22 protein-coding genes are annotated in these 22,335 nt (G+C 69.8%); 11 read left to right on the forward strand and 11 right to left on the reverse strand.

Going from position 1 to position 22,335, the window contains the following annotated elements; genetic code table 11:
- Positions 1 to 13 precede the first annotated feature (13 nt).
- Complete coding sequence (locus QM634_RS01365; RefSeq protein WP_415040983.1) at positions 14 to 553, forward strand: DUF1622 domain-containing protein; 540 nt, start codon at positions 14 to 16, stop codon at positions 551 to 553.
- A 25-nt stretch (positions 554 to 578) separates the two neighbouring features.
- Here QM634_RS01365 and QM634_RS01370 read toward each other — a convergent pair whose 3' ends face one another.
- The 7 genes from QM634_RS01370 to QM634_RS01400 all read right to left on the reverse strand — a co-directional run bounded on the left by QM634_RS01370 (position 579) and on the right by QM634_RS01400 (position 6,788).
- Positions 579 to 1,796 carry an oxygenase MpaB family protein gene (locus QM634_RS01370; RefSeq protein ID WP_415041016.1) on the reverse strand — a complete coding sequence of 406 codons (1,218 nt, stop codon included), beginning with the start codon at positions 1,794 to 1,796 and terminating at the stop codon, positions 579 to 581.
- A gap of 122 nt (positions 1,797 to 1,918) precedes the next feature.
- On the reverse strand, positions 1,919 to 2,392 hold the full coding sequence (locus QM634_RS01375) for a hypothetical protein (RefSeq protein WP_415040984.1): 474 nt from the start codon (positions 2,390 to 2,392) through the stop codon (positions 1,919 to 1,921).
- Positions 2,389 to 2,904, reverse strand: coding sequence for a flavin reductase family protein (locus QM634_RS01380; RefSeq protein WP_415040985.1), 516 nt, complete (start codon positions 2,902 to 2,904; stop codon positions 2,389 to 2,391). Before QM634_RS01380 ends, QM634_RS01375 begins: the two co-directional genes overlap by 4 nt.
- A 67-nt stretch (positions 2,905 to 2,971) precedes the next feature.
- Entirely contained in the window at positions 2,972 to 3,271 is a 300-nt protein-coding gene (locus QM634_RS01385) for a DUF503 domain-containing protein (protein ID WP_415040986.1), read from the reverse strand.
- 45 nt (positions 3,272 to 3,316) lie between these two features.
- The gene (locus QM634_RS01390) at positions 3,317 to 4,165 is read right to left on the reverse strand and encodes a transglutaminase family protein (RefSeq protein WP_415040987.1); all 849 of its coding nucleotides are present in this window, start codon (positions 4,163 to 4,165) and stop codon (positions 3,317 to 3,319) included.
- A complete protein-coding gene (locus QM634_RS01395; RefSeq protein WP_415041017.1) occupies positions 4,162 to 5,142 on the reverse strand; it encodes an alpha-E domain-containing protein in 981 nt (326 codons plus the stop codon). Before QM634_RS01395 ends, QM634_RS01390 begins: the two co-directional genes overlap by 4 nt.
- Positions 5,139 to 6,788: a circularly permuted type 2 ATP-grasp protein gene (locus QM634_RS01400; RefSeq protein ID WP_415040988.1), complete on the reverse strand. Its 1,650-nt coding sequence runs from the start codon at positions 6,786 to 6,788 to the stop codon at positions 5,139 to 5,141. The genes QM634_RS01395 and QM634_RS01400 overlap by 4 nt, the downstream gene beginning before the upstream one ends.
- A gap of 99 nt (positions 6,789 to 6,887) precedes the next feature.
- Between QM634_RS01400 and QM634_RS01405 the strand changes: the two genes are divergently transcribed.
- Positions 6,888 to 7,505, forward strand: coding sequence for a hypothetical protein (locus QM634_RS01405; RefSeq protein ID WP_415041018.1), 618 nt, complete (start codon positions 6,888 to 6,890; stop codon positions 7,503 to 7,505).
- Here the strand turns inward: QM634_RS01405 and trxA are convergent.
- Positions 7,502 to 7,873, reverse strand: coding sequence for a thioredoxin (trxA, locus tag QM634_RS01410; protein ID WP_415040989.1), 372 nt, complete (start codon positions 7,871 to 7,873; stop codon positions 7,502 to 7,504). The genes QM634_RS01405 and trxA overlap by 4 nt on opposite strands.
- 126 nt (positions 7,874 to 7,999) lie before the next feature.
- On the opposite strand from trxA, the gene QM634_RS01415 reads away from it, so the two are divergent.
- Positions 8,000 to 9,628 (forward strand): ABC-F family ATP-binding cassette domain-containing protein, encoded by a 1,629-nt coding sequence (locus QM634_RS01415; RefSeq protein ID WP_415040990.1) that lies wholly within the window; start codon positions 8,000 to 8,002, stop codon positions 9,626 to 9,628.
- 9 nt (positions 9,629 to 9,637) lie between these two features.
- Here the strand turns inward: QM634_RS01415 and QM634_RS01420 are convergent, their stop codons facing one another.
- Together QM634_RS01420 and QM634_RS01425 are read right to left on the reverse strand one after the other, a co-directional pair.
- Positions 9,638 to 10,210, reverse strand: coding sequence for a TetR/AcrR family transcriptional regulator (locus QM634_RS01420; RefSeq protein ID WP_415040991.1), 573 nt, complete (start codon positions 10,208 to 10,210; stop codon positions 9,638 to 9,640).
- Positions 10,203 to 13,022, reverse strand: coding sequence for an aconitate hydratase (locus QM634_RS01425; protein WP_415040992.1), 2,820 nt, complete (start codon positions 13,020 to 13,022; stop codon positions 10,203 to 10,205). The genes QM634_RS01420 and QM634_RS01425 overlap by 8 nt, the downstream gene beginning before the upstream one ends.
- Positions 13,023 to 13,319: 297 nt before the next feature.
- On the opposite strand from QM634_RS01425, the gene QM634_RS01430 reads away from it, so the two are divergent.
- The 8 genes from QM634_RS01430 to QM634_RS01465 all read left to right on the forward strand — a co-directional run bounded on the left by QM634_RS01430 (position 13,320) and on the right by QM634_RS01465 (position 21,513).
- Complete coding sequence (locus QM634_RS01430; RefSeq protein WP_415040993.1) at positions 13,320 to 13,928, forward strand: DUF6676 family protein; 609 nt, start codon at positions 13,320 to 13,322, stop codon at positions 13,926 to 13,928.
- 208 nt (positions 13,929 to 14,136) lie between these two features.
- A complete protein-coding gene (locus QM634_RS01435) occupies positions 14,137 to 15,612 on the forward strand; it encodes an NlpC/P60 family protein (protein WP_415040994.1) in 1,476 nt (491 codons plus the stop codon).
- A 165-nt stretch (positions 15,613 to 15,777) separates the two neighbouring features.
- Positions 15,778 to 16,893, forward strand: coding sequence for an AAA family ATPase (locus tag QM634_RS01440; RefSeq protein ID WP_415040995.1), 1,116 nt, complete (start codon positions 15,778 to 15,780; stop codon positions 16,891 to 16,893).
- A complete protein-coding gene (locus QM634_RS01445; RefSeq protein WP_415040996.1) occupies positions 16,880 to 17,824 on the forward strand; it encodes a DUF58 domain-containing protein in 945 nt (314 codons plus the stop codon). Before QM634_RS01440 ends, QM634_RS01445 begins: the two co-directional genes overlap by 14 nt.
- Positions 17,824 to 18,798: a VWA domain-containing protein gene (locus tag QM634_RS01450; RefSeq protein WP_415040997.1), complete on the forward strand. Its 975-nt coding sequence runs from the start codon at positions 17,824 to 17,826 to the stop codon at positions 18,796 to 18,798. Before QM634_RS01445 ends, QM634_RS01450 begins: the two co-directional genes overlap by 1 nt.
- A gap of 60 nt (positions 18,799 to 18,858) precedes the next feature.
- Positions 18,859 to 19,572 carry a 3-oxoacyl-ACP reductase FabG1 gene (gene fabG1, locus QM634_RS01455; protein WP_415040998.1) on the forward strand — a complete coding sequence of 238 codons (714 nt, stop codon included), beginning with the start codon at positions 18,859 to 18,861 and terminating at the stop codon, positions 19,570 to 19,572.
- Between the two features lie 44 nt (positions 19,573 to 19,616).
- Positions 19,617 to 20,453, forward strand: a complete 837-nt coding sequence (inhA, locus tag QM634_RS01460; RefSeq protein WP_415040999.1) for an NADH-dependent enoyl-ACP reductase InhA — start codon at positions 19,617 to 19,619, stop codon at positions 20,451 to 20,453.
- Between the two features lie 7 nt (positions 20,454 to 20,460).
- Positions 20,461 to 21,513: a ferrochelatase gene (locus QM634_RS01465; protein WP_415041000.1), complete on the forward strand. Its 1,053-nt coding sequence runs from the start codon at positions 20,461 to 20,463 to the stop codon at positions 21,511 to 21,513.
- A 6-nt stretch (positions 21,514 to 21,519) separates the two neighbouring features.
- Here QM634_RS01465 and QM634_RS01470 read toward each other — a convergent pair whose 3' ends face one another.
- Complete coding sequence (locus QM634_RS01470; RefSeq protein WP_415041001.1) at positions 21,520 to 22,293, reverse strand: hypothetical protein; 774 nt, start codon at positions 22,291 to 22,293, stop codon at positions 21,520 to 21,522.
- Between the last annotated feature and the right edge of the window lie 42 nt (positions 22,294 to 22,335).

Here is a 22,335-nt window from a genome sequence, read left to right on the forward strand (position 1 = left end):
ATAGGATCGCGGCATGAAGATGCACGAGGTGTTCGACGGCGTCGCGACCGCATTCGAGGCACTGGGCGTCCTGTCGATGATCATCGGTTTCCTCATCGCGTTCTTCCTGGCCGCCCAGCGGATGCTCGACGGCGAGACGGGGGCCTTCCAACTGCTGCGGACCTCGCTGGGCGGGGCGATCCTGCTCGGCCTGGAAATCCTGGTCGCCGCGGATTTGATCCGGACCGTCACCTCCGAGCCGTCGTTGGAGAACGTGGCCGTCCTCGGCGTCATCGTGCTGCTGCGAACGATCCTGAGCATGTCGATCCAGATCGAGATCGACGGCACGCTCCCGTGGAAGCGGGCGCTGACCGAGTCGGGGGCCTCCGTCGTCTCCAAGACTGTCACCGCCGAGCGCAACCGGCACCGCGCCGCCACCGCACGACGCGCGACGGCCAAGAAGAAGCCCGCGAAGAAGGCCGCGCCGCGCACGGCCGCCCGGGCGTCGGCGCGAAAGCCCGCGAAGAAGGGCTCGCCCCACACGACCGTGCAGGCACAGGCCGGCCACAAGTGAGGTCGACGTCGGGCTCCGGCGACGACTAGCGGCGCAACTGTTTGCCGGCGTCGAAGCGCTCCTCGCGGTGGCCGAGGTGCCAGGCGTGCCAGCGCCGCCAGCGGCGCACCTGACCGTCCTGCCACCGCCGGTCGATGGCGGGTGACAGGCGCCGGGCGAGCTCGACGACGGCGACGAGGGGCGCCCGTCCGATCAGCACGGCGAGTCCGGGCAGGCCGGACGGCAGGCGGTAGCGGCGACGGTTCCAGGGGAGCATGAACAACCGCGTATAGCCGGCCTGCAGCAGCAGGTGGTAGTTCGCCCGGAGACGGGCCGGTCCGCGCACCGAGTCGTCCGGTGCGAAAGACGGCACGAAGCCCTCGACGAGTTCGGCGCCGAGCGGGCCCGAATCGTGTTTGCGCGTCGCATCGAAGAAGTAGAGGAGTCGGACGCCGTCGGCCACTGTCGCCGGGTACATGTCGTCGACCTGACAGCCGACGAGGTGACCGAGGTAGCGGTTGAAGTGGAGTACGGCCCGCATTTCGGCAGGTGAGGTGAGAAAGCCCAGCGAGAAGAGGCCGAGCGCCGGTCCCACACTGCCGCCGAGCAGGGTGAGCATCATTTCGCTCTGGCTGATGGGCAAGCCGTGTTCGGCGGTGTTCCACTCGGGGTGTTCGGCGACGCGTGCGCGCACCGAGACGTGCATGACGCGGACTTTGAGTGACAGCTCGCGCGCTGTCGAACCGGGGGTGAGCACCGCACCGGGGCGACATACCTCCAGCCACCAGCGGCTCGTCTCGAGGTAGCGGTGTAGGGCGCTGGCGCCGGCGTAACCGCCGGACAACGACAGCGGCACCGCGAGGGAGGCCTCGGTGTAGGTGTCCATCGTCCCGGCGTTGCCGACCGCACCCAGGCTGTACGCCCACCGTCGCCAGACGGCCGCGCCGCGTTCGACGAGGTCGGGCTCCAGCCAGTCGGGGACCGACTCGAACTCGGCGAACAACGCGCGCATCGACTCCGGCGCGCCGGGGACGTTGTCGACGCCCACGCGCAGGGCTTCGTCGAGCAGCTCGCGGGACCGTTCGGGCCCCAGCTCGCCGTGATAGGTCTCGGCCACGAAGCGTTCGGCCACCGGGTCGCCGGTGGTGTGATGGTCGGCGAACGCCCGCTGCACGGCGGGAGTGGGGAGCAGGTCGAACCGAGTGACGCGGTGGAGGCGGTCGCGCAGGCGCCGGTGGGCGGGGGAGACGGCCAACTCGACCACGACGGCACCTCCGGTGGATCCGGCGGACCCACCGGGTCCGATTGCCGTCAACAGTAATCCGTCCGGCGTGCACGCGGCCGGTGGACGCCCTGCGAGAGCTCGACAGCGGAACTGATGCGCGGCTACTTGTCGCCTCCGGACACGCGCAGTGGCGACTGACATGTCCCACTGAGTCCGCGGCTTCGAACCTCGACCAGTCCTCGGGCGCGAAGAGCGGGGAGCAGCTCGTCCAGAAGGCCGGCCGCGGAGACCGACGGGTCGGCCGGACGCAGGGTCACCCCGTCGGCGACGCCCACCGCGGCGATGTCCCGCAGGAGTCCGATCGCGGTAGCCGCCGTTCCCGCGTGCAGGAGGGTCTCGCCGGTCGCCCCCGGCCGCCAGCCGGGCCGCGCTCGCCTCAAGCCGGCGAAGGCCTGCGGAACCGACTCGGCGAGGTACAACTCGATGTCGACGAAGGCCGGCCGGTCGCTGCTCGCGGTGCGCCGCGCCGCCTCGCGCAGATCCGGGGCCCGAAAGCGATGGATGTCGCCGGTGGTGCCCGCAGTCAGCTCGACCCATCCGGCATCGCCCTCGACGGCGATGTGCAAGGCGGTCATTCGTGGTCCTGGCGGTCGATGCGCCGGTAGCGACTGCGGTGGAAGACGAGTGGCTCGGCGGTCGTGGAGCCGAAGTGGTCGTCCACCTGCAGGAGGGCGATCGCGTGGTCGCCGGCGGGGATCACGCGCTGCAACCGGGTGGTGAATCCGGCGGAGGCGCCGTGGAGGTGGACGGCGCCGTCGACCGTCGAGCTCCAGCCGAGTCCGGCGAATCGCTCGGAGGCCGGCAGCCGGAACCGATCGGCGACGTCCAGTTGGTCCTCACCCAGCACGCTGATTCCCCAGTGCGGCTGGGCGCGCAGGCGCGGCAGGCTCGACGAGGAATGGGCGATGTTCACCGACACGAGGGCCGGGGCCAGCGAGACCGAGGTGAACGAGGAGACGAGCACGCCGACCGGGCCGTCGGGGCCGAGGGCGGCCACGGCGACCAGCCCGGACGGGACGTGGGCGAACGCCCGTCGCAACTCGGCCGGGTCGGTCGCGGGGCGGAGGGAATCGGTCAGCGTCGTCATGCCGACCAGTGTGATCGGGAACCGGTTGACACGGCACCGTTGGATTCACCCTGGTTCTGGCGCGGGCCTACCCGACGTCGTCGGCGCTGATGGTCCGGCGTCGCGCGGCGACGAGCTGGACCTCCGGCCGGGCGGCGGCGAAGCGCTCGACCTCGTCGAGGACGTCGACGAGATGCCGCTGATCGGGCCCGACGAGACCGACGCCGATGCCCGCGCGACGGTGCAGGTCCAGATGATCCACCTCGGCGGCACTGACCGCGAAGCGCCGCTTGAGCTCGGCGACGATCGGTTTGACCACCGAACGCTTCTGCTTGAGCGAATGCACGTCGCCGAGGAGGAAGTCGAACTCACACCAGCCGATCCACATAGCCGCTCAGACTACGGGCGGTCGACTGCGCGCGGCCAGCACATTTCACGCCAGGCGGGTGATGCGCACCGCCACGTCGAGCGCGGACTGTCCGCTGCCGGTGTAGATGCCCTTGATGGGGGTGAGATCGGCATAGTCCCGCCCGGTGCCGACCGAGACGTGATGATCGTCGATGAACTTGTTGTTCGTCGGGTCGATGCCCCACCAGCCCCCGGTCCACACCTCGATCCAGGCGTGGCTCTCGCCCTCGACCGCTTCACCGATGTCGGCGTTGTCGAGCGGGTGGAGGTATCCCGAGACGTATCTCGACGGAATGCCCAGGCTGCGCAGCATCGCCAGGGTGATGTGCGCGTAGTCCTGGCACACGCCCTTGCGGTGGTGCCACGCGTCGGCCGCCGTCGAGTGCACCTCGGTCGTGCCGCGCTCGTAGGTCATCGCGTCGTGTACGCGCGCCACCACGGTCTCGGCCGCCGCCGCCGGTTTCAGCCCGTGGGCGGCGCTCCGGGCGAAGTCGGCGAGCTCGGGGGTGTGCGGTGTGTAGACCGTCGGGCGCAGCATCTCGTCGTATTCGTCGACGACCGACCCGTGGCGCAGTTGGACCCAGTCGACGGCCGTGGTCTCGGCGGCCCGTGCCTCGTCCTCGGTCTCCACCACGGCCGTGCCCACCACTTCGAGCCGGTCGTGCGGGGAGTGCAGGTCGAACACGGTGACCGCGGTGCCCCAGTAGTCGGTGTAGCGGAACTGCCGGGCGCCCGGCGAGGTGTCGACGTGGTCGACGATCACGCTCTGCCGCGCATCGCTGCGCGGGGTGATGCGCGCCTCGTTGAACGACGAGGTGACCGGGGCTGTATAGGTGAATCCGGTGGTGTGGACGATGCGCAGGCGGGCGCTCATGGCTGTTCCCCCGGTTGGCCGTGCTCGGTGATGTCGGAGAGTCCGGTGTCGGTCCACGACACATAGGGCTCGATGTGGAAGTGCTCCTCGGCGATGGACTCGCTCACCGCCCGGCAGGTGTCCTGCAGGTCGCTCAGGTAGCCGGGGAGGTCGCGCACCATCTCGGCGCTGCCGATGAACTCGATGGAACTGCGCGCCCGCCCCAGGAGCGTCAGCGCCGTCGACTGGGCGCCGACCCGATCGGGGCGGTTGTCGAGCTCGGCGAGATAGCGTTCGGCCACGCGCAGCGAGTTGAAGACCGACCGCGGGAAGAGTCGGTCGAGCATCATGAACTCGACGACGTTCTCGGTGTCGACGGCGCCACGGTAGGCGCGGATGTAGGTGTCCTGACCGCCGGCCGCGACCAGCAGGCTCATCCAGGACAGGGCGTCGCGCCGGTAGGCCGAACGGGACATCAGCAGGCGCACGGTCATGTCGACGCGCTCGATGGAGCGCCCGACGATGAGGTAGCTGTACCCGTCGTCGTGGCTCAGCGTCGAATCGGTCAACCCGGCGAACATCGCCGCGCGCTCCTTCACGTAGGTGAGGAAGGCGTGCGGCCCGAGGAGCCGCGCTCGGCGCTCGGCGTCGTCCAGGCCCATGTAGGTGGCGTTGAGGCACTCCCACATCTCGCTGGAGATGACCTCGCGCGCACCGCGGGCGTTTTCCCGCGCGGTCTCGATGAGGCCGACGATCGACTCGGCGGAGTCCCGGTCGTAGGCCACGTCGTCCACCAGCGTCCACACGGTCTGGGTGGACTCGGAGTCGGGGGCGAAACCGAGCACGGCCATGACGTGGCGGACCATCTCGTCGGTGTCGACCGTGGCGTCCTCGAGCAGTTGTTGAACGGCGACGTCGAGGATGCGCGCCATGTCGTCGGCGCGCTCGACATAGCGCCCGATCCAGTACAGCGAGTCGGCGTTCCGGGCGAGCATCAGCGGTCCACCCCCGATCGGTCGGTTCGGGTCGCGGCGACCTGCTGTTGCTGTTGCTGCTGTTGATGCCGGTCACCGGCGCGGGTGAGAGGGGTCTCCACGTCCGGCGCGGGCAGCGTCGCGGGCGGGATGTCGGCGTCGACGAGTTCGTCGTCGTTGACCTCGCCCGGTGCCGCAGCTGCCGACGTCGCTAGCACCCAGGTGTCCTTGGACCCGCCGCCCTGCGACGAGTTGACCACCATCGAGCCCTCTTCCAGGGCCACCCGGGTCAGCCCGCCCGGCAACACCCACACCGATTCCCCGTCGTTGACGGCGAAGGGCCGAAGGTCGACGTGGCGGGGCTGCAGGGTGTCTCCGAGAAGAGTCGGATTGGTCGAGAGCGCCACCAGCGGTTGGGCGATCCAGCCGCGCGGGTTGGCCCGGATCTGCCGGGCCACGCGCTCGAGTTCGGCGCGCGTCGCGAAGGGGCCGAAGACGATGCCGTAGCCGCCGCTGCCCTCGACCGGCTTGATCACCAGCTCGTCGATCCGTGCGAGGACCTCGGCGCACTCCTCGGGCAGCCAGCAGCGCAGCGTCTCGACGTTGTGCAGCAGCGGTTCCTCGCCGAGGTAGTAGCGGATGATCTCGGGCACGTAGGTGTAGACCAGCTTGTCGTCGGCCACCCCGTTGCCGACCGCGCTGGAGATGACGACGTTGCCCGCCCGCGCCGCGTTGACCAGGCCCGCGACCCCGAGCATCGAGTCCGGGCGGAACTGCAGTGGGTCGAGGAAGGCGTCGTCGATCCGGCGGTAGATGACGTCGACGCGGGTCTGCCCGTCGGTGGTGCGCATGTAGACGACGTTGTCCCGGCAGATGAGGTCGCGCCCCTCGACGAGCTCGATGCCCATCTGCCGCGCCAGCAGGGAGTGCTCGAAGTACGCGGAGTTCGCGACGCCCGGCGTGAGGAGCACGACCGTCGGGTCGCTCACCGCCGGAGGGGCCGACGCCTGCAGCGCGCGCAGCAGGTGCCGGGGGTAGTCGCGCACGGCACGCACGCGGTGCGTGGCGAACAGGTCGGGGAAGACGCGCGCCATCGTGCGGCGGTTCTCCATCACGTAGGACACGCCGGACGGGGAGCGGACGTTGTCCTCGAGGACGCGCAGGTCGCCGTGTTCGTCGCGGATCAGGTCGATGCCGGCCACGTGGATGCGGACGCCGTTGGGCGGTCGGATTCCGGCGGCCTGGCGGTGGAAGTGTTCGCAGGAGTTGATCAGTCGGCGCGGCACCACGCCGTCGGCGAGGATGGCCTGTTCGCCGTAGACGTCGTCGAGGAACATCTCCAGGGCCCGCACGCGCTGGGTGATGCCCGCCTCCAGCCGCGACCACTCGGTGGCGTCGATGACCCGAGGCACGGGGTCGAGCGGAAACGGGCGCTCCTTGCCGGATAGCGAGAAGGTGACGCCCTGGTCGATGAAGGCCCGGCCCAATGCGTCCAGGCGCGCGCGCAGGTCACCGGGGTCCATCGCGCCGAGCGCCGCGGCGATGCCGCGGTACGGACTGCGCACGGTGCCGTCGGCACGGAACATCTCGTCGACGGCCCGTTGGTCGATACCGCTTCGATAGTGCCCGAAGGCGGCGGGCCCCGGCGTCGGCGGCGCGGTCGGTGTCATACCCCGAATGGTCCTCATCCAGTGTTTCGGGATTGCGCACGCCATGTTGCCCGGGCGTTACGCGCGGGCAAGTGGCAGACTGAGCCGGTGTCCGATTACATGACCTATGAGGAATTTGGCCGCCGCTTCTTCGAAGTCGCCGTGACCGAGGAGCGCATCGGCGCCGCCTTCGCGTCCATTGCGGGCGAGAGCTTCGACGTCGGCCCCATCCCGACGGGGCCGGGCGGAATGGTCAAGGTGTTGGCGCACGTCAGCATCGACGAGCCCGACATCAAGCGCTCGGTCGAAGATCTGATCCGGTTCACCGTGCGGCTCCCGCTGCGGATCCGCATCGAGATCGATCTCAGGCTGGACCGGCTGAAATACGACGTGGACGGCCTGGTCATCCTGCCGCTGACCTGTCACGCCGTCGAGCCGCTCAAGATCGAGTTCGACGTGCAGGCGCCGAAGCCGGCCGACGTGCACGTCGACGTCGCCTCCCACAACATGCGCGCCGAACTGGTTCGCAACCTGGCCCAGGTCGACGACGAGGTGCGCCGCGTCATCGCGAAACAGGTGGCCCGTGAGATCGAGAAGCCCGAGGTGCGGGCCGCGCGCGTCATCGACGTCGACGCCCAGCTGCGCGCCGCGATGGATCCCAAGCCCGACCGCAAGCGCCCGCGCGCCGACGAGGCCGACGACACCGTCGTCGAGGCCGTCGAGTCGGTGGAGTCCTAGACGTCGGTGGAGTCGGCGGCCTCGCTGTCGGCGATCGCCTTCTCCACGTCGAGGTCCTTGAGCTGACCGATCAGGTCCTCGAGGGCCTCCGGCGGGAGGGCGCCGGGCTGGTTGAAGACCAGGTAGCCCTTCTTGAACGCCATGAGTGTGGGGATGGACCGGATGTTGGCCGCGGCGGCGAGCTGCTGTTCGGCCTCGGTGTCGACCTTGGCGAACAGGATGTCGTCGTGCTTCTCCGAGGCGCGCTCGAAGACGGGGCCGAACTGGCGGCACGGGCCGCACCAGGACGCCCAGAAGTCCACCAGCACGATGTCGTTGTCGGTCACGGTCTGGTCGAAGGCCGCGGCGGTCAGGTCTGTGGTTGCCATGCACGGTTCAACGCGGCGGTGGCCGGATCTGTTCCATCGGGCCCGAACGGGGCCGCTGTAACGGCGGTTACAGGGGCGCGAATGGATTTCGGGTCGGCCCTGCCGGGCCCGTAGACTCGACAGGACATGATCACCGCTACCGACCTCGAGGTTCGCGCGGGCGCCCGGACCCTGTTGTCGGCGCCCGGTTCTGCCCTGCGCATCGGTCCGGGCGACCGGATCGGCCTGGTCGGACGCAACGGTGCCGGCAAGACCACCACGCTGCGCATCCTCGCCGGTGAGACCGAGCCGTATGCGGGAACGGTCATCCGCAGCGGCGAGATCGGCTATCTGCCGCAGGACCCCAAGGAGGGCGACCTCGCGGTGCTGGCCAAGGACCGCGTCCTGTCGGCCCACGGCCTGGACACCATGCTGCGCGACATGGAGAAGCAGCAGATCCTGATGGCCGAGCTGGTCGACGAGGCGGCACGCGACAAGGCGGTCCGCCGCTACGGTCAGCTCGAGGAGCGCTTCTCCTCCCTCGGCGGCTACGTGGCCGAGTCCGATGCCGCGCGCATCTGTCACAACCTCGGTCTGCCCGACCGGGTGCTCGCCCAACCGTTGTCGACGCTCTCCGGTGGTCAGCGCCGCCGGATCGAGCTGGCCCGCATCCTCTTCGCGGCCTCCGACGAGGGCGGCAAGTCGACGACGACCCTGCTGCTCGACGAGCCCACCAACCACCTCGACGCGGATTCGATCACCTGGCTGCGCGCCTTCCTGCAGAACCACGACGGTGGGCTGATAGTGATCAGCCACGACGTTGACCTGCTGGCGGACGTGGTGAACAAGGTGTGGTTCCTCGATGCCGTGCGCGGCGAGGCCGACGTCTACAACATGGGTTGGAAGAAGTACCTCGACGCCCGCGCCACCGATGAGGCCCGTCGTCGACGGGAGCGTGCGAACGCCGAGAAGAAGGCGGCCGCGCTGCGCACCCAGGCCGCCAAACTCGGTGCCAAGGCCACCAAGGCCACGGCCGCGCAGAACATGCTCAAGCGGGCCGACCGGATGCTCGACGCCCTCGACGAGGAGCGGGTGGCCGACCGCACCGCCACGATCCGCTTCCCGGAGCCGGCGGCCTGCGGCAAGACGCCCCTCATGGCGAGCGGGCTGAGCAAGTCCTACGGCTCGTTGGAGATCTTCAGCGGTGTGGACCTGGCCATCGACAAGGGCAGCCGCGTCGTCGTCCTGGGTCTCAACGGTGCCGGCAAGACCACCCTGCTCAAGCTGCTGGCGGGGGTGGAGAAGCCCGACGCCGGGCAGCTCGAGCCGGGCCACGGGCTGAAGATCGGGTACTTCGCGCAGGAGCACGACACCCTCGACGACGCCGCCACCGTGTGGGAGAACATCCGCCACGCCGCGCCGGACGCGGGGGAGCAGGACCTGCGCGGACTGCTCGGTGCGTTCATGTTCACCGGGCCCCAGCTCGAGCAGCCGGCGGGCACGCTGTCCGGCGGCGAGAAGACGCGCCTCACGCTGGCCGGATTGGTCTCCTCGGCGGCGAACGTGCTGCTGCTGGACGAGCCGACCAACAACCTCGACCCGGTCTCGCGCGAGCAGGTGCTCGATGCGCTGCGCAGCTACACCGGCGCGGTCGTCCTGGTCACGCACGACCCGGGCGCGGCGGCCGCCCTCGACCCCCAGCGCGTGATCCTGCTGCCCGACGGCACCGAGGACCACTGGTCCGACGAGTACCAGGAGCTCATCGAACTCGCCTGACGGTCGTGGTCAGGCGCGGGCGTTGGTGCGCACCGACGCCTCCACCAGGTCGAGTACCGCTTCCAGGTTCGCGGTGGACTCGCCGGTGGCCAACCGGTTGATCAGCCCGTCCATGACGAGGTCGAGGTAGGTGACCAGCACCTCGGCCGGCAGGTCGTCGCGCAGCCGACCGGCGGTGCGCTGACTCTGCAGGCGCGACAGCGTCGCCGAGTCGAGCTCGGCCGACCGGGCCCGCCACTCGTCGCGGAAGCCGGTGTCGGTGCGGATCTTTCGGGCGATCTCCAGCCGGGTGCCCAGCCAGTCGAAGTCCTGCGGCCGGGCCAGCATGTCCCGCATCACCTGGACCAGGCCCTGCTCGGCCGCGACGTCGGCCATGCGGTGCGCGTCCTCGTCGGCGAGCGCCAGGAACAGGGCTTCCTTGTCGCGGAAGTGGTGGAAGATCGCGCCCCGGGACAACCCGGTGGCCTCTTCCAACCGCTTGACGGTGGCGCCGTCGTAGCCGAAGTCGGCGAAACACCGCCGCGCGCCGTCGAGAATCTCCCGACGACGCGCGGCAAGGTGGTCGTCGGAGACCTTAGGCATCAGCCTTCAGCATGTTCCGCAGGACGTACTGCAGGATGCCGCCGTTGCGGTAGTAGTCGGCCTCACCGGGCGTGTCGATGCGCACGACCGCGTCGAACTCGACCTTCTCGCCGTCCTCCTTGGTGGCCGTGACGTGCACGGTCTTGGGGGTGACGCCCTCGTTGAGCTTCTCGATGCCCTCGATGTCGAAGACCTCGGTGCCGGTCAGACCCAGGGTCTTGGCCGACTCGCCCTCGGGGAACTGCAGCGGGACGACGCCCATGCCGATCAGGTTCGACCGGTGGATGCGCTCGAAGGACTCGGTGATGACCGCCTTCACGCCCAGCAGCACCGTGCCCTTGGCGGCCCAGTCGCGCGAGCTGCCCGAGCCGTACTCCTTGCCGCCGAGGACGACGAGCGGGGTGCCGGCCTTCTGGTAGTTCATCGCCGCGTCGTAGATGAACGACTGCGGGCCGCCCTCCTGGGTGAAGTCGCGGGTGTAGCCGCCCGACACGCCGTCGAGGAGCTGGTTCTGCAGGCGGATGTTCGCGAAGGTGCCGCGGATCATCACCTCGTGGTTGCCGCGACGGCTGCCCAGCGAGTTGTAGTCCTTGCGCTCGACGCCGTGGGCGTCGAGGTACTGCGCGGCCGGGGTGCCCGGCTTGATCGGACCGGCGGGGCTGATGTGGTCGGTGGTGACCGAGTCGCCCAGCAGCGCCAGGACGCGCGCGCCCTTGATGTCGGTGACCGGCGACGGCTCGAGTGCCATGCCGTCGAAGTACGGCGCCTTGCGGACGTAGGTCGACTTCTCGTCCCACGCGAAGGTGTCGCCGTCCGGGGTCGACAGGTTCTGCCAGCGCTCGTCGCCCTTGAAGACGTCGGCGTAGGACTTGCGGAACATGTCCTCGTTGATTGCGGCCTTGATGGTGTCGTCGATCTCCTGGGCCGACGGCCAGATGTCCTTGAGGTAGACGTCGTTGCCGTCAGAGCCCTTGCCGAGCGGCTCGGACTCGAAGTCGAAGTCCATGGTGCCGGCGAGTGCGTAGGCGATGACTAGCGGCGGGCTGGCCAGGTAGTTCATCTTGACGTCGGGGGAGATGCGACCCTCGAAGTTGCGGTTGCCCGAGAGGACGGCGGTGACGGTCAGGTCGTTGTCGTTGACCGCCTTGCTGATCGCCTCAGGCAGCGGGCCGGTGTTGCCGATGCAGGTCGTGCAGCCGTAGCCGCCCAGGAAGAAGCCGAGCTTCTCCAGGTAGGGCCACAGGCCGGCCTTCTCGTAGTAGTCCGAGACGACCTGCGAGCCGGGTGCCATGTTGGTCTTGACCCACGGCTTGGTGGCCAGGCCCTTCTCCACGGCGTTGCGGGCCAGCAGGCCGGCGCCGATCATGACCGACGGGTTCGAGGTGTTGGTGCACGAGGTGATGCCGGCGACGGCCACCGCACCGTGGTCGAGCACGAAGGTGTTGCCGTCCGAGTTCACCGTGACCGGTTTGCTCGGGCGCCCCTCGGCGCCGTTGGCGGCCGAGGCGACCACCGCATCCTCCTCGGCGAAGGACAGCTTGGCCTCGCCGGCGGAAACGGCGACCGGGTCCGAGGCCGGGAAGCTCTCGTCCAGGCCCTCGTCGAGGCCGTTCTTGGGAGCGGGGTGCTGCTCCTCGACGTAGTTGTGGATGTCCTTGCGGAAGGCGACCTTCGACTCCGACAGCAGGATGCGGTCCTGCGGGCGCTTGGGGCCGGCGATCGACGGCACGACGGTGCTCAGGTCGAGCTCGAGGTGCTCGGAGAACTCCGGCTCGCGGTCCGGGTTGTGCCACATGCCCTGCTCCTTGGCGTACGCCTCGACGAGGGCGAGCTCGTCGGCGGTGCGGCCGGTCAGGCGCAGGTAGTTGATGGTCTCCTCGTCGATCGGGAAGATCGCACAGGTGGAGCCGAACTCGGGGCTCATGTTGCCCAGGGTGGCGCGGTTGGCCAGGGGCACCTCGGCGACGCCCTTGCCGTAGAACTCGACGAACTTGCCGACCACACCGTGCTGGCGCAGCATGTCGGTGACCGTGAGGACGACGTCGGTCGCGGTCACGCCCGGCTGGATCTCGCCGGTCAGCTTGAAGCCGACGACGCGCGGGATCAGCATCGACACGGGCTGGCCGAGCATGGCGGCCTCGGCCTCGATGCCGCCGACGCCCCAGCCCAGGACGCCCAGGCCGTTCTCCATCGTGGTGTGCGAGTCGGTGCCGACACAGGTGTCCGGGTAGGCCTGGCCGTTACGGGTCATGACGACGCGGGCCAGGTACTCGATGTTGACCTGGTGGACGATGCCGGTCCCGGGCGGGACGACCTTGAAGTCGTCGAAGGCGCCCTGGCCCCAGCGCAGGAACTGGTAGCGCTCGGAGTTGCGCTGGTACTCGAGCTCGACGTTGCGCTCGAAGGCGTCGGCGCGGCCGAAGACGTCGAGGATGACCGAGTGGTCGATGACCATCTCGGCGGGCGAGAGCGGGTTGACCTTGTTGGGGTCGCCGCCGAGGGCCGAGACGGCCTCACGCATGGTGGCGAGGTCGACGACACAGGGGACGCCGGTGAAGTCCTGCATGAGGACGCGCGCCGGGGTGAACTGGATCTCGATGCTCGGGTCGGCGCTGGGATCCCAGTTGCCGAGGGCCTCGATGTGCTCGGAGGTGATGTTCGCGCCGTCTTCGGTGCGCAGCAGGTTCTCGGCGAGGACCTTGAGCGAGTAGGGGAGTCGCTCGGTGCCCTTCACGGTGTTGATGCGGAAGATCTCGTAGGACTTGTCGCCCACCTCAAGGGTGCCGCGGGCTCCGAATGAATCAATACTCACGTGGAAACATCTCCTCTTGTGTCCTCGGTGCGCTGACGAAGGCTGGTCAGCGCGGTCCGACGGGCTGTGTCGGGTCGTTCAAGGTCGAGCGGCGCCGAGGGGCTCGGCGCGACCACCCCAGTCTAACAGTACGGACGTACTGTTACCACACCGGGGTGCGAGCGCACCGCACGGCGCGCGCCGGTTCCGCGGGTTGGTCGGTCGGCGCCCGCTTATTGTGTCGTACTCTTGCGCAGGCGGACGGTCCTGCCCGGAAAGTCCAGAAGAATTCTTGTTGCCCGGCTGAAAGGCGCAGTGATGAGTCCCGAGCCCTCCTCGGCGGTCCCGACGATCCCGTACGGCGCGAGCGTGCCGGCGAACATCGACGTCCCGGCCATCGTGCGCGACCTCAAGGCGCAGGGCGTGTCAGGACCGGCCGCGCAGGTCCCGGCGCTGCAGGCGGTCGTGGCCGACGCAAAGGCCAAGGGACACGACATCAAGGTCGTCGTGGTCACCGACAAGCAGCCGTACTTCACCTACTACCGCGACATCGCCCTCGCCGTGCAGCCGCAGACCGGTGGCACCGTGATCGTCCTCGGCCCCGACTCGGTCGGCAGCTCCGGACCGGAATTCCCGCGCGTCGTGCAGGAAGAGGCGTCGCAGAATCTCACGCTCACCGATCCGCCCGGCGCGGCCCGCCAGATGGTCGACCAGCTCACCGGACCGCAGACCAACTGGAGCGTCATCACCATCGTCCTGACGCTGCTGGTGCTGGCCGCGGCGGTGGGCGCCCGGCTCGTCTCCAAGCGTCGGAAGGCCGGTGCCCACGCGAGTGGCGCATCGGTCCCGGCACCGGCCGCGACCGGCGCGGATGTCCACGCCGAGGCCGACGACGCGGTGTCCGGCGACGGGTCGCCGCGCGACTGAGCGACGCCCCACGCCGATGTTGCAAAAGTGAGACATCGGGCCGAACGGCGGCTTTTCCGCTGATCACAGCATCGCCGCAGGTAATCCCACGTTTGTAATTCTGTTCCTGGTGTTTCCCATGCTCACTGATGTGACGTACGGTGCAGATGTCACAGGTGAGGTTCCTGTGACATGTGTTGTCCACCTCGCGGATAGAGGAGTTACCGGCGTGAGGCGAAGCCAGAAGCCCAGTGCACCCCGAACGAGTCACCGGGTCGCCGCGATGCTCCGCGGCGGCGTTGTGGTGGCGTCGGTCGCCGTGTCGACTCTGGTCGCCGGCGTCGCCGGCGCGACCCCCGAGCAGAGCCAGAAGTCGGTCCAGGTCTCCCGCCTGGTGAACCAGATCGCGACGAGCGATCAGAGCCTGACGAACCTGGACAACACGCTGGCCACCAAGCGCGAGGCCGTCAACCGCGCCCTCGTCGACTTCCAGAACTCGATCGTTGCCGAACGACTCGCGACCGTCGCCTCGCAGGGCGCCAAGAAGTCCCTGCTCGATGCCGATCGCCGGCTCGCCGACGCGCAGAAGTCCTTCGACGGATTCGTGGCCAGCGCCTACCGACGCGGCCCGGCGGGCTCGATGCGCGACTACGTCTCCTCCGACGACCCCCAGCAGGTGCTCGAGCAGGTCAGCGTCCTGGACCGTGTCTCGGCGCAGCAGCGCTCGCTGATCGACAAGCTCAAGGTCGCCCGCAACCAGAAGGCCAACCGCGCCGCCGCCGCCGAGGCATCGCGGGTGCAGGCGGCCTCGGCCGTGCGCAGCGCCGCCGCCCGTCGGGGTGACGCCGTCACCGCGGTCCAGACCGCTCAGGCCGCGATGCGCGACGAGCAGCGCCGCCGCAACGAACTCCTGACGCAGCGCGCCGCGGCGCAGACGCAGCTGAACAAGCTGCGCGGCACCAACGTGCGCGTCGATGCCCCGGTGATCCCGGGCCTGCCGCCCATCACCACCGACGGCCTGGACAGCAAGGCCGCGCTCGACGCGGCCGCGGCCGCCGCCAAGGTGGGCATGGACATGGCGCAGAAGGTCCTCGCCGGCGTCGTGGGTTCGCACCAGATCCCGCAGTCCGCACTGTTCGACGAGCTCGGCCTGTCCGGCAGCGACCTCACCGGCAGTGGCGGCAACAGTTCGTTGTCGCGTCTGTCGACCGGCTCGCTGGGCGCCCTGTTCGGCAGCACCGGCAGTTTCAGCGGCGGCGGCCAGGTCCGTCCGGGTCTGCGCGGCCCGCAGGCCGTGGAAGTCGTGGTCAACCGCGGCATGTCGCAGCTGAACATGCCGTACGCCTGGGGTGGCGGCGACGCCAACGGACCGACGAAGGGCATCCGCGACGGCGGCGTGGCCGACGCCCACGGCGACTACAACAAGGTCGGCTTCGACTGCTCGGGCCTGATGATCTACGCCTTCGCGGGCATCGGCTACGACCTGCCGCACTACACGGGCTACCAGTACACCTCCGGTCCCCGGGTGCCGATCTCGCAGATGGCGCGCGGCGACATGATCTTCTGGGGCGCCAACGCCAGCCAGCACGTCGCGCTGTACCTGGGCGACGGCAAGATGCTGGAGGCTCCCGAGTCGGGCAGCGTCGTCAAGGTGTCGCCGGTGCGCATGGGCGGCGCGATGCCCATGGTCGTGCGCCTCTGGTGAACCCCGCGACGGGTGCGCCGGGCGCGTCGATCCACCGATTGACGCGCGGGGCGCCCGTTATCGCCTAACCGCGTTCGCGCCGCTAGGCTGGGGCAGACCGTTCCACCCACCAGCCTGCCGATCCGTTTGGCGATCGAGCATGACACCGACGACAGGAGTTGGGCTTTGACGTCGCAGCCCGCCAACGGCAAGAAATCGTCCGCATCGCTCAGTGAGGCCGATTCCAAGCTGCTCGAGAAGGCCATCTTCGAGGTCAAACGAGTCATCGTCGGCCAGGACCAGCTGGTCGAGCGCATCCTGGTCGGGCTCCTGGCCCGCGGCCACATCCTCCTCGAGGGCGTGCCGGGCGTGGCCAAGACGCTCGCGGTGGAGACCTTCGCGACGGTCGTGGGCGGCAGCTTCGCCCGCGTGCAGTTCACCCCCGACCTGGTGCCCACCGACCTCCTCGGCACCCGCATCTACCGCCAGGGCCGCGAGGAGTTCGACATCGAACTCGGCCCGGTGATGGTCAACTTCCTGCTCGCCGACGAGATCAACCGCGCGCCGGCCAAGGTGCAGTCGGCACTGCTGGAGGTCATGGCCGAGCGGCAGGTGTCCATCGGTGGCAAGACCTACCCGCTGCCCAGCCCGTTCCTGGTCATGGCCACACAGAACCCGATCGAGAACGAGGGCGTCTACCCGCTGCCCGAGGCGCAGCGCGACCGCTTCCTGTTCAAGGTGAACGTCGACTACCCGTCGGTCGAGGAGGAGCGCGAGATCGTCTACCGGATGGGCAACATCCCGCCGACCGCGTCGCAGGTCCTCGATCCCGAGACGATGATCCGCCTCCAGGAGGCCTCCGCCAACGTCTTCGTCCACCACGCTCTCGTCGACTACGTGGTGCGGCTGATCAACGCGACCCGTCGCCCGGCCGACCTGGGTATGACCGAGGTGGCCTCCTGGCTCGCCTACGGCGCCTCGCCACGCGCCACGCTCGGCATCATCGCCGCCGCCCGCGCCCTGGCGCTGGTGCGCGGCCGCGACTACGTGGTGCCCGCCGACATCGTCGAGATCGCGCCGGACGTCCTGCGCCACCGTCTCGTCCTCACCTACGACGCGCTGGCCGACTCGGTCGACGCCGACGACGTCATCGCCCGGGTGCTGCAGACGGTCGGGCTCCCGCAGGTCGTGGCCGCCCAGGCCGGTGGCGCCGGCCAGCCGCCGGCGGGCCAGATCCCGGCCATCCCGAACCCGGCGCCGGCGGCCCCGCAGGCGCAGGTCACGCCGCATGCCGGCCAGTAGCACCCCGCTCCCGTCCTTCGACGACGGGCTGCTGAAGGACCCGGCGCTGACGGCCGCGCTGCGCAACCTGGAGCTGACCGTCCGGCGCAAGCTCGACGGCGTCCTGCAGGGCGACCACCTCGGTCTGATCCCCGGTCCCGGTTCCGAGCCGGGGGAGGCGCGCGCATACGAACCCGGCGACGACATCCGCCGGATGGAGTGGTCCGTCACCGCGCGCACGACCGTGCCGCACGTGCGGCAGATGATCGCCGACCGCGAGCTCGAGACCTGGCTCGTCGTCGACGTGTCCGGCAGCCTCGACTTCGGTTCGGTCGAGCACCGCACCAAACGCGACCTCGCGGTTGCGGCGTCGGCCGTGATGGTCCACCTGACCGCCGGCGGCGGCAACCGGATCGGTGCCGTCATCGTCACCGGCGACGAGATCGTGCGCGTGCCCGCACGCGGCGGTCGGGCGCATGCCCAGAACCTCCTCAAGAAGATCGCCACCACCCACCGCAGCTCGCCGACCGTGCGCGGCGACCTGCGCGGTGGCATCGAGGCCCTGCGCCGTCCCGAGCGCCGTCGCGGCCTCGCCGTGGTCATCAGCGACTTCCTCGGGCCGATTGACTGGGACCGCCCGATGCGAGCCGTCGGGGCCCACCACGAGCTGCTCGGCATCGAGGTCCTCGACCCGCGCGACCTGGACCTCCCGGCGATCGGCGATGTGCGACTGGCCGATGCCGAGACCGGCGAGATCCACGACGTCGTCATCACCGAACAGGTGCGCGCCGACTTCGCGGCCGCCGCTGCCGCCCACCAGGCCAAGGTGCACAAGACGATCCGGGCGTGTGGGGGGCCGGTGATGACCCTGCGCACCGACCGGGACTGGGTGGCAGACACCGTCCGGTTCGTGACGAGCCGGCGCCGCGGACTCGCGGCGGGGGTGGGCTGATGCTCGCGAATCCGTGGTGGCTGCTGGGCCTGCTGGTGGTCGCGGCCCTGGTCGGCCTGTACGTCTACATCCAGCGCAAGCGCAACGCGCGGGCGATCCGATTCGCCAACCTGGACATCCTGCGGTCGGTGACGCCCAAGCGCACCGACCGGTACCGGCACGTCCCGTTCGCCATCCTGGCCGTCGCGCTGGTCCTGCTGACGATCGCGTTGGCCGGTCCGCAGGCCGACCGCAAGGTGCCGCGCAACAAGGCGACCGTGATGCTCGTGATGGACGTGTCCCGGTCGATGAACGCGACCGACGTCGCGCCGAGCCGCATCAAGGCCGCCCAGTCGGCGGCCAAGCAGTTCGCCAAGGACTTGACCCAGGGCATCAACCTTGGCCTGATCTCCTTCGCCGGGACCCCGACGACCCTGGTCAGCCCCACCCCCGACCACACCGCGACCGAGAAGGCCGTCGACAAGCTCCAGCTCGACGACAAGACGGCGACCGGTGAGGGCATCTTCGCCGCGCTCGAGCAGATCCGCACGCTCAACTCGCTGCTCGGGGGCGACGAGTCGGCCCCGCCGGCGCACATCGTGCTGCTCTCCGACGGCAAGCAGACGGTGCCCGACAGCCAGGACGCACCGCGGGGCGCCTTCTCCGCGGCGCGCAAGGCCCGCGAGCGCAAGGTGCCCATCTCCACCATCTCCTTCGGCACCCGCAGCGGCGTCGTGGAGTTGGAGGGGGAGCGGGTCCCGGTGCCGGTCGACGACGCCTCGCTGAAGAAGATCGCGCAGCTCGGTGCGCCGGGCGGCCGCTTCTTCACCGCCTCGAGCCTCGAAGAGCTGAACGCGGTGTACAAGTCGCTGCAGGAGCAGATCGGCTACGAGACCACGCGCGGCGACAACTCCCACCCGTGGGTGTTGGCGGGCACGTTCCTCGCACTGCTCGCGGCCGCGGGCGCGCTGCTGCTCAACCAGCGCTTGCCGTGACGCGGCGCAACCGCACCCGCTTCCCCTCCGACCGACCACGACACGATAGGTTTTGTACCCATGACTACATCGCGCTCCGTACTTGTCACCGGCGGTAACCGCGGCATCGGCCTCGCCATCGCCCAGCGCCTCAAGGCCGACGGCCACAAGGTCGCCGTCACCCACCGCGGCTCGGGCGTCCCCGATGGCCTGTTCGGCGTCCAGTGCGACGTCACCGACACCGAGTCGGTCAACCGGGCGGTCGCCGAGGTCGCCGAGCACCAGGGCCCGATCGAGATCGTCGTCGCCAACGCCGGCGTCACCGAGGACACCCTGCTGATGCGCATGGACGTCGACCAGTTCGAGCGCGTCATCAACGCCAACCTCACCGGCGCCTTCCGCGTCACCAAGGCGGTCACCCGCGACATGCTGAAGAACCGCTGGGGCCGCTTCATCTACCTCGGTTCGGTCGTCGGCCTGATGGGTACCCCGGGCCAGGCCAACTACGCGTCGAGCAAGGCCGGCGTCATCGGCCTGGCCCGCTCGGTCACCCGCGAGCTGGGCAGCCGCAACATCACCGCCAACGTCGTCGCACCGGGCTTGATCGACACCGACATGACCCGGGCCCTGCCGGAGGACTACACGAAGACGGCCGTCGACCAGGCCATCCCGGCCAAGCGGATGGGCCAGCCCGAGGACGTCGCCGCGGTGGTGTCCTTCCTGGCCTCCGACGACTCGGCCTACGTCACCGGCAACGTCATCAACGTCGACGGCGGCCTGGGCATGGGCCACTAGGCCACCAGTACCGACCGACCAACTACAACCACCAGGAGTCAGCCATGGGCATCCTCGACGGCAAGACCGTACTCGTCACCGGAATCATCACCGACGCCTCGATCGCGTTCTCGACGGCCAAGGTCGCCCAGGAACAGGGCGCCAAGGTCATCATCACCGGCATCCCCGAGCGCCTGCGGCTCATCGACCGCATCGCCAAGCGGCTGCCGCAGGAGGTGCCGCCGGCCATTCCGCTCGACGTCACCGACGAGGAGTCGCTGGGGGCCCTGGCCGACAAGGTGCGCGAGCTGGCGCCCGAGGGGGTCGACGGCCTGGTGCATTCGATCGCCTTCGCCCCGCGCACCCTCATGGGCCCGGACGCACTGCCGTTCCTCGAGGGCCCCGGCCCGGATGTGGCCAAGTCCTTCGAGATCTCGGCGTGGAGCTACGCATCGCTCGCCCGCGCAGCGCTGCCGGTGATGAACGAGGGCGGCTCGATCGTCGGCATGGACTTCGACCCGCGCACCGCGCTGCCGGACTACAACTGGATGGGCGTGGCCAAGGCCGCCCTCGAGTCGGTGAACCGCTACGTCGCCCGCGAGGTCGGCTACGCCAAGAAGATCCGCTCGAACCTCGTCGCCGCCGGGCCGATCAAGACGCTCGCGGCCAAGGCCATCTCGGGCACCGCGACCGACGACGCCAAGAAGCTGAACATGCTCAACGACTACTGGAACGGCGCTTCGCCGATCGGTTGGGATGTCGACAACCCGACCGTCGTGGGCACCTCCGTCGTTGCCCTGCTCTCGGACTTCCTGCCCGGCACGACCGGCTCGATCATCTACGTCGACGGAGGCGCCAGCCACAACACGTGGTTCCCGGAGGACTTCATCAACGCGCAGTGACGCCGCGATGACCGAGCCGTTCACCGCGCTCCTGTTCCTGTCCTTCGGGGGACCGGAGCGGGCGCAGGACGTGATGCCGTTCCTGGAGAACGTGACCCGGGGCCGCGGTGTGCCCCGCGAGCGGCTCGACGAGGTCGCCGAGCACTACCACCATTTCGGCGGCGCGTCGCCGATCAACGCCCTCAACCGGGACATGATCGCCGCGCTGACACCGGCGATGTCCGGACGGGGGCGTGACCTGCCGATCTACTTCGGCAACCGGAACTGGGGCCCCTACGTCGAGGACGTCGTGGAACAGATGTACCGCGATGGTCATCGCCGCGCCCTGGTGTTCACCACCTCGGCCTGGGGCGGGTATTCGGGGTGCAAGCAGTATCACGAGGACATCGGCCGGGCCGTCGCCGCGTTGTCCGAGCGGATACCGGCAGCCGCCGACGAGCCGCTGCTGCTGCGCAAGCTGCCGCAGTATTGGAGCCAACCGGCATTCCTCGACGCACAGGCCGACGCGGTGCGGCGGGCGGTCGCACTGTTGCCCGATCCGCAGGCCGGTGCCCGGTTGGTGTTCACCGCGCACTCCATCCCGACCCGCGCCGATCAGGCGGTCGGCGCGGGCCTCTACGGTCGCCAGGTCGCCGACGCGGCGGCCGCGGTGGCGCGCCGTCTGACGGCCGACGGGATTGTGGACGGCGACGAGCCCGGTCGTGACTTCGACCAGGTGTGGCAATCCCGCTCCGGTCCGCCACAGGTGCCGTGGCTCGAGCCCGACATCCTCGACCACCTCGCCGCGCTGGCCGCCGGGGGTGCCCGACAGGTGGTCGTGGCGCCGATCGGCTTCGTCTCCGACCACCTCGAGGTCGTCTGGGACCTGGACAACGAGGCCGCCGAGCGCGCCGCCGAACTGGACCTGGGCTATGTGCGGGCCGATACCGTCGGCACCGATCCGCGGTTCATCGACATGGTGGCCGATCTGGTGGACCGCTATGCCGAGGGCGGCGGCGACCTGCAGGCGCCCGGCTGCGGTGACAACGGGGCGGGGTGCCGCAGCGGTTGCTGCGGCTAGGACCCGCTATCGGCGCGTGTAGTCGTCGACGACCCGGTTGACCGCGGTCGCCAGTGCGCCGTGGGCCGCGGCCGACACCTCGCGCAGCGTCGCCTCCGAGTGTTGGGCGTCCGCTGTCGCCAGCCCGAAACTCGCGCGCCGGGCGCGCGCCAGGTCGAGAGTTCCCAACACCTGGGCGGCGAGTCCGGCGACGTCGACCGCGCGCCCGTCGACCCCCGGCGGGAAGACGGGGGAGTAGCGGGTCACCCGCCGGGCCAAGTCGCCGCGCAACGTCGCCGGATCCCCGTCGGAGGAGCCGGGGAGCGCCGCCAGGGCGGCCGTCGCCTCGCCCATCGACTCCAGGAGGGTCGCGCGAGCCTCGCCGAGACCGGTGGTGGGCTGCTCGGGCACGAGGGGAACGCGATGGGCGACCCAACTCGTCGGCTCGTCGGGGCCGCGGGTCGGCACGATGACGCGCGGACCGTGTTCATCGGCGAGTACCAGTGCCTCGCCGACGTGGGCGGCCGCCGATCCCGCCGGACCGGGCGGGAGGCCCGCGGGATCGCCCGGCGCGGGGAGACGGATCGAGATCGCGGTCGCCGCGGCGGCCGCCTCCAACCAGGTGGTGCACTCGCCGCTGTCGGCGTCGACGATCTGCGCCGGCGCGTCGAGCGCCCGCAGCTCGTCGAGAAGGTCGTCGCCGGCGCAGGCACGAGCGAGGAATGCCCCCACCCACGGGCCGACGGTGGTGAGCAGAAACGCGGGCTCGTCGGTGAGCACCGGCTCATTCGATTGCGGCATGGCGTTCATGATCAATCCAGCCTAGTGGCCCTAGTCTTGACA

This window comes from Gordonia sp. (in: high G+C Gram-positive bacteria) (assembly GCF_047606305.1).
Lineage (GTDB): Bacteria > Actinomycetota > Actinomycetes > Mycobacteriales > Mycobacteriaceae > Gordonia.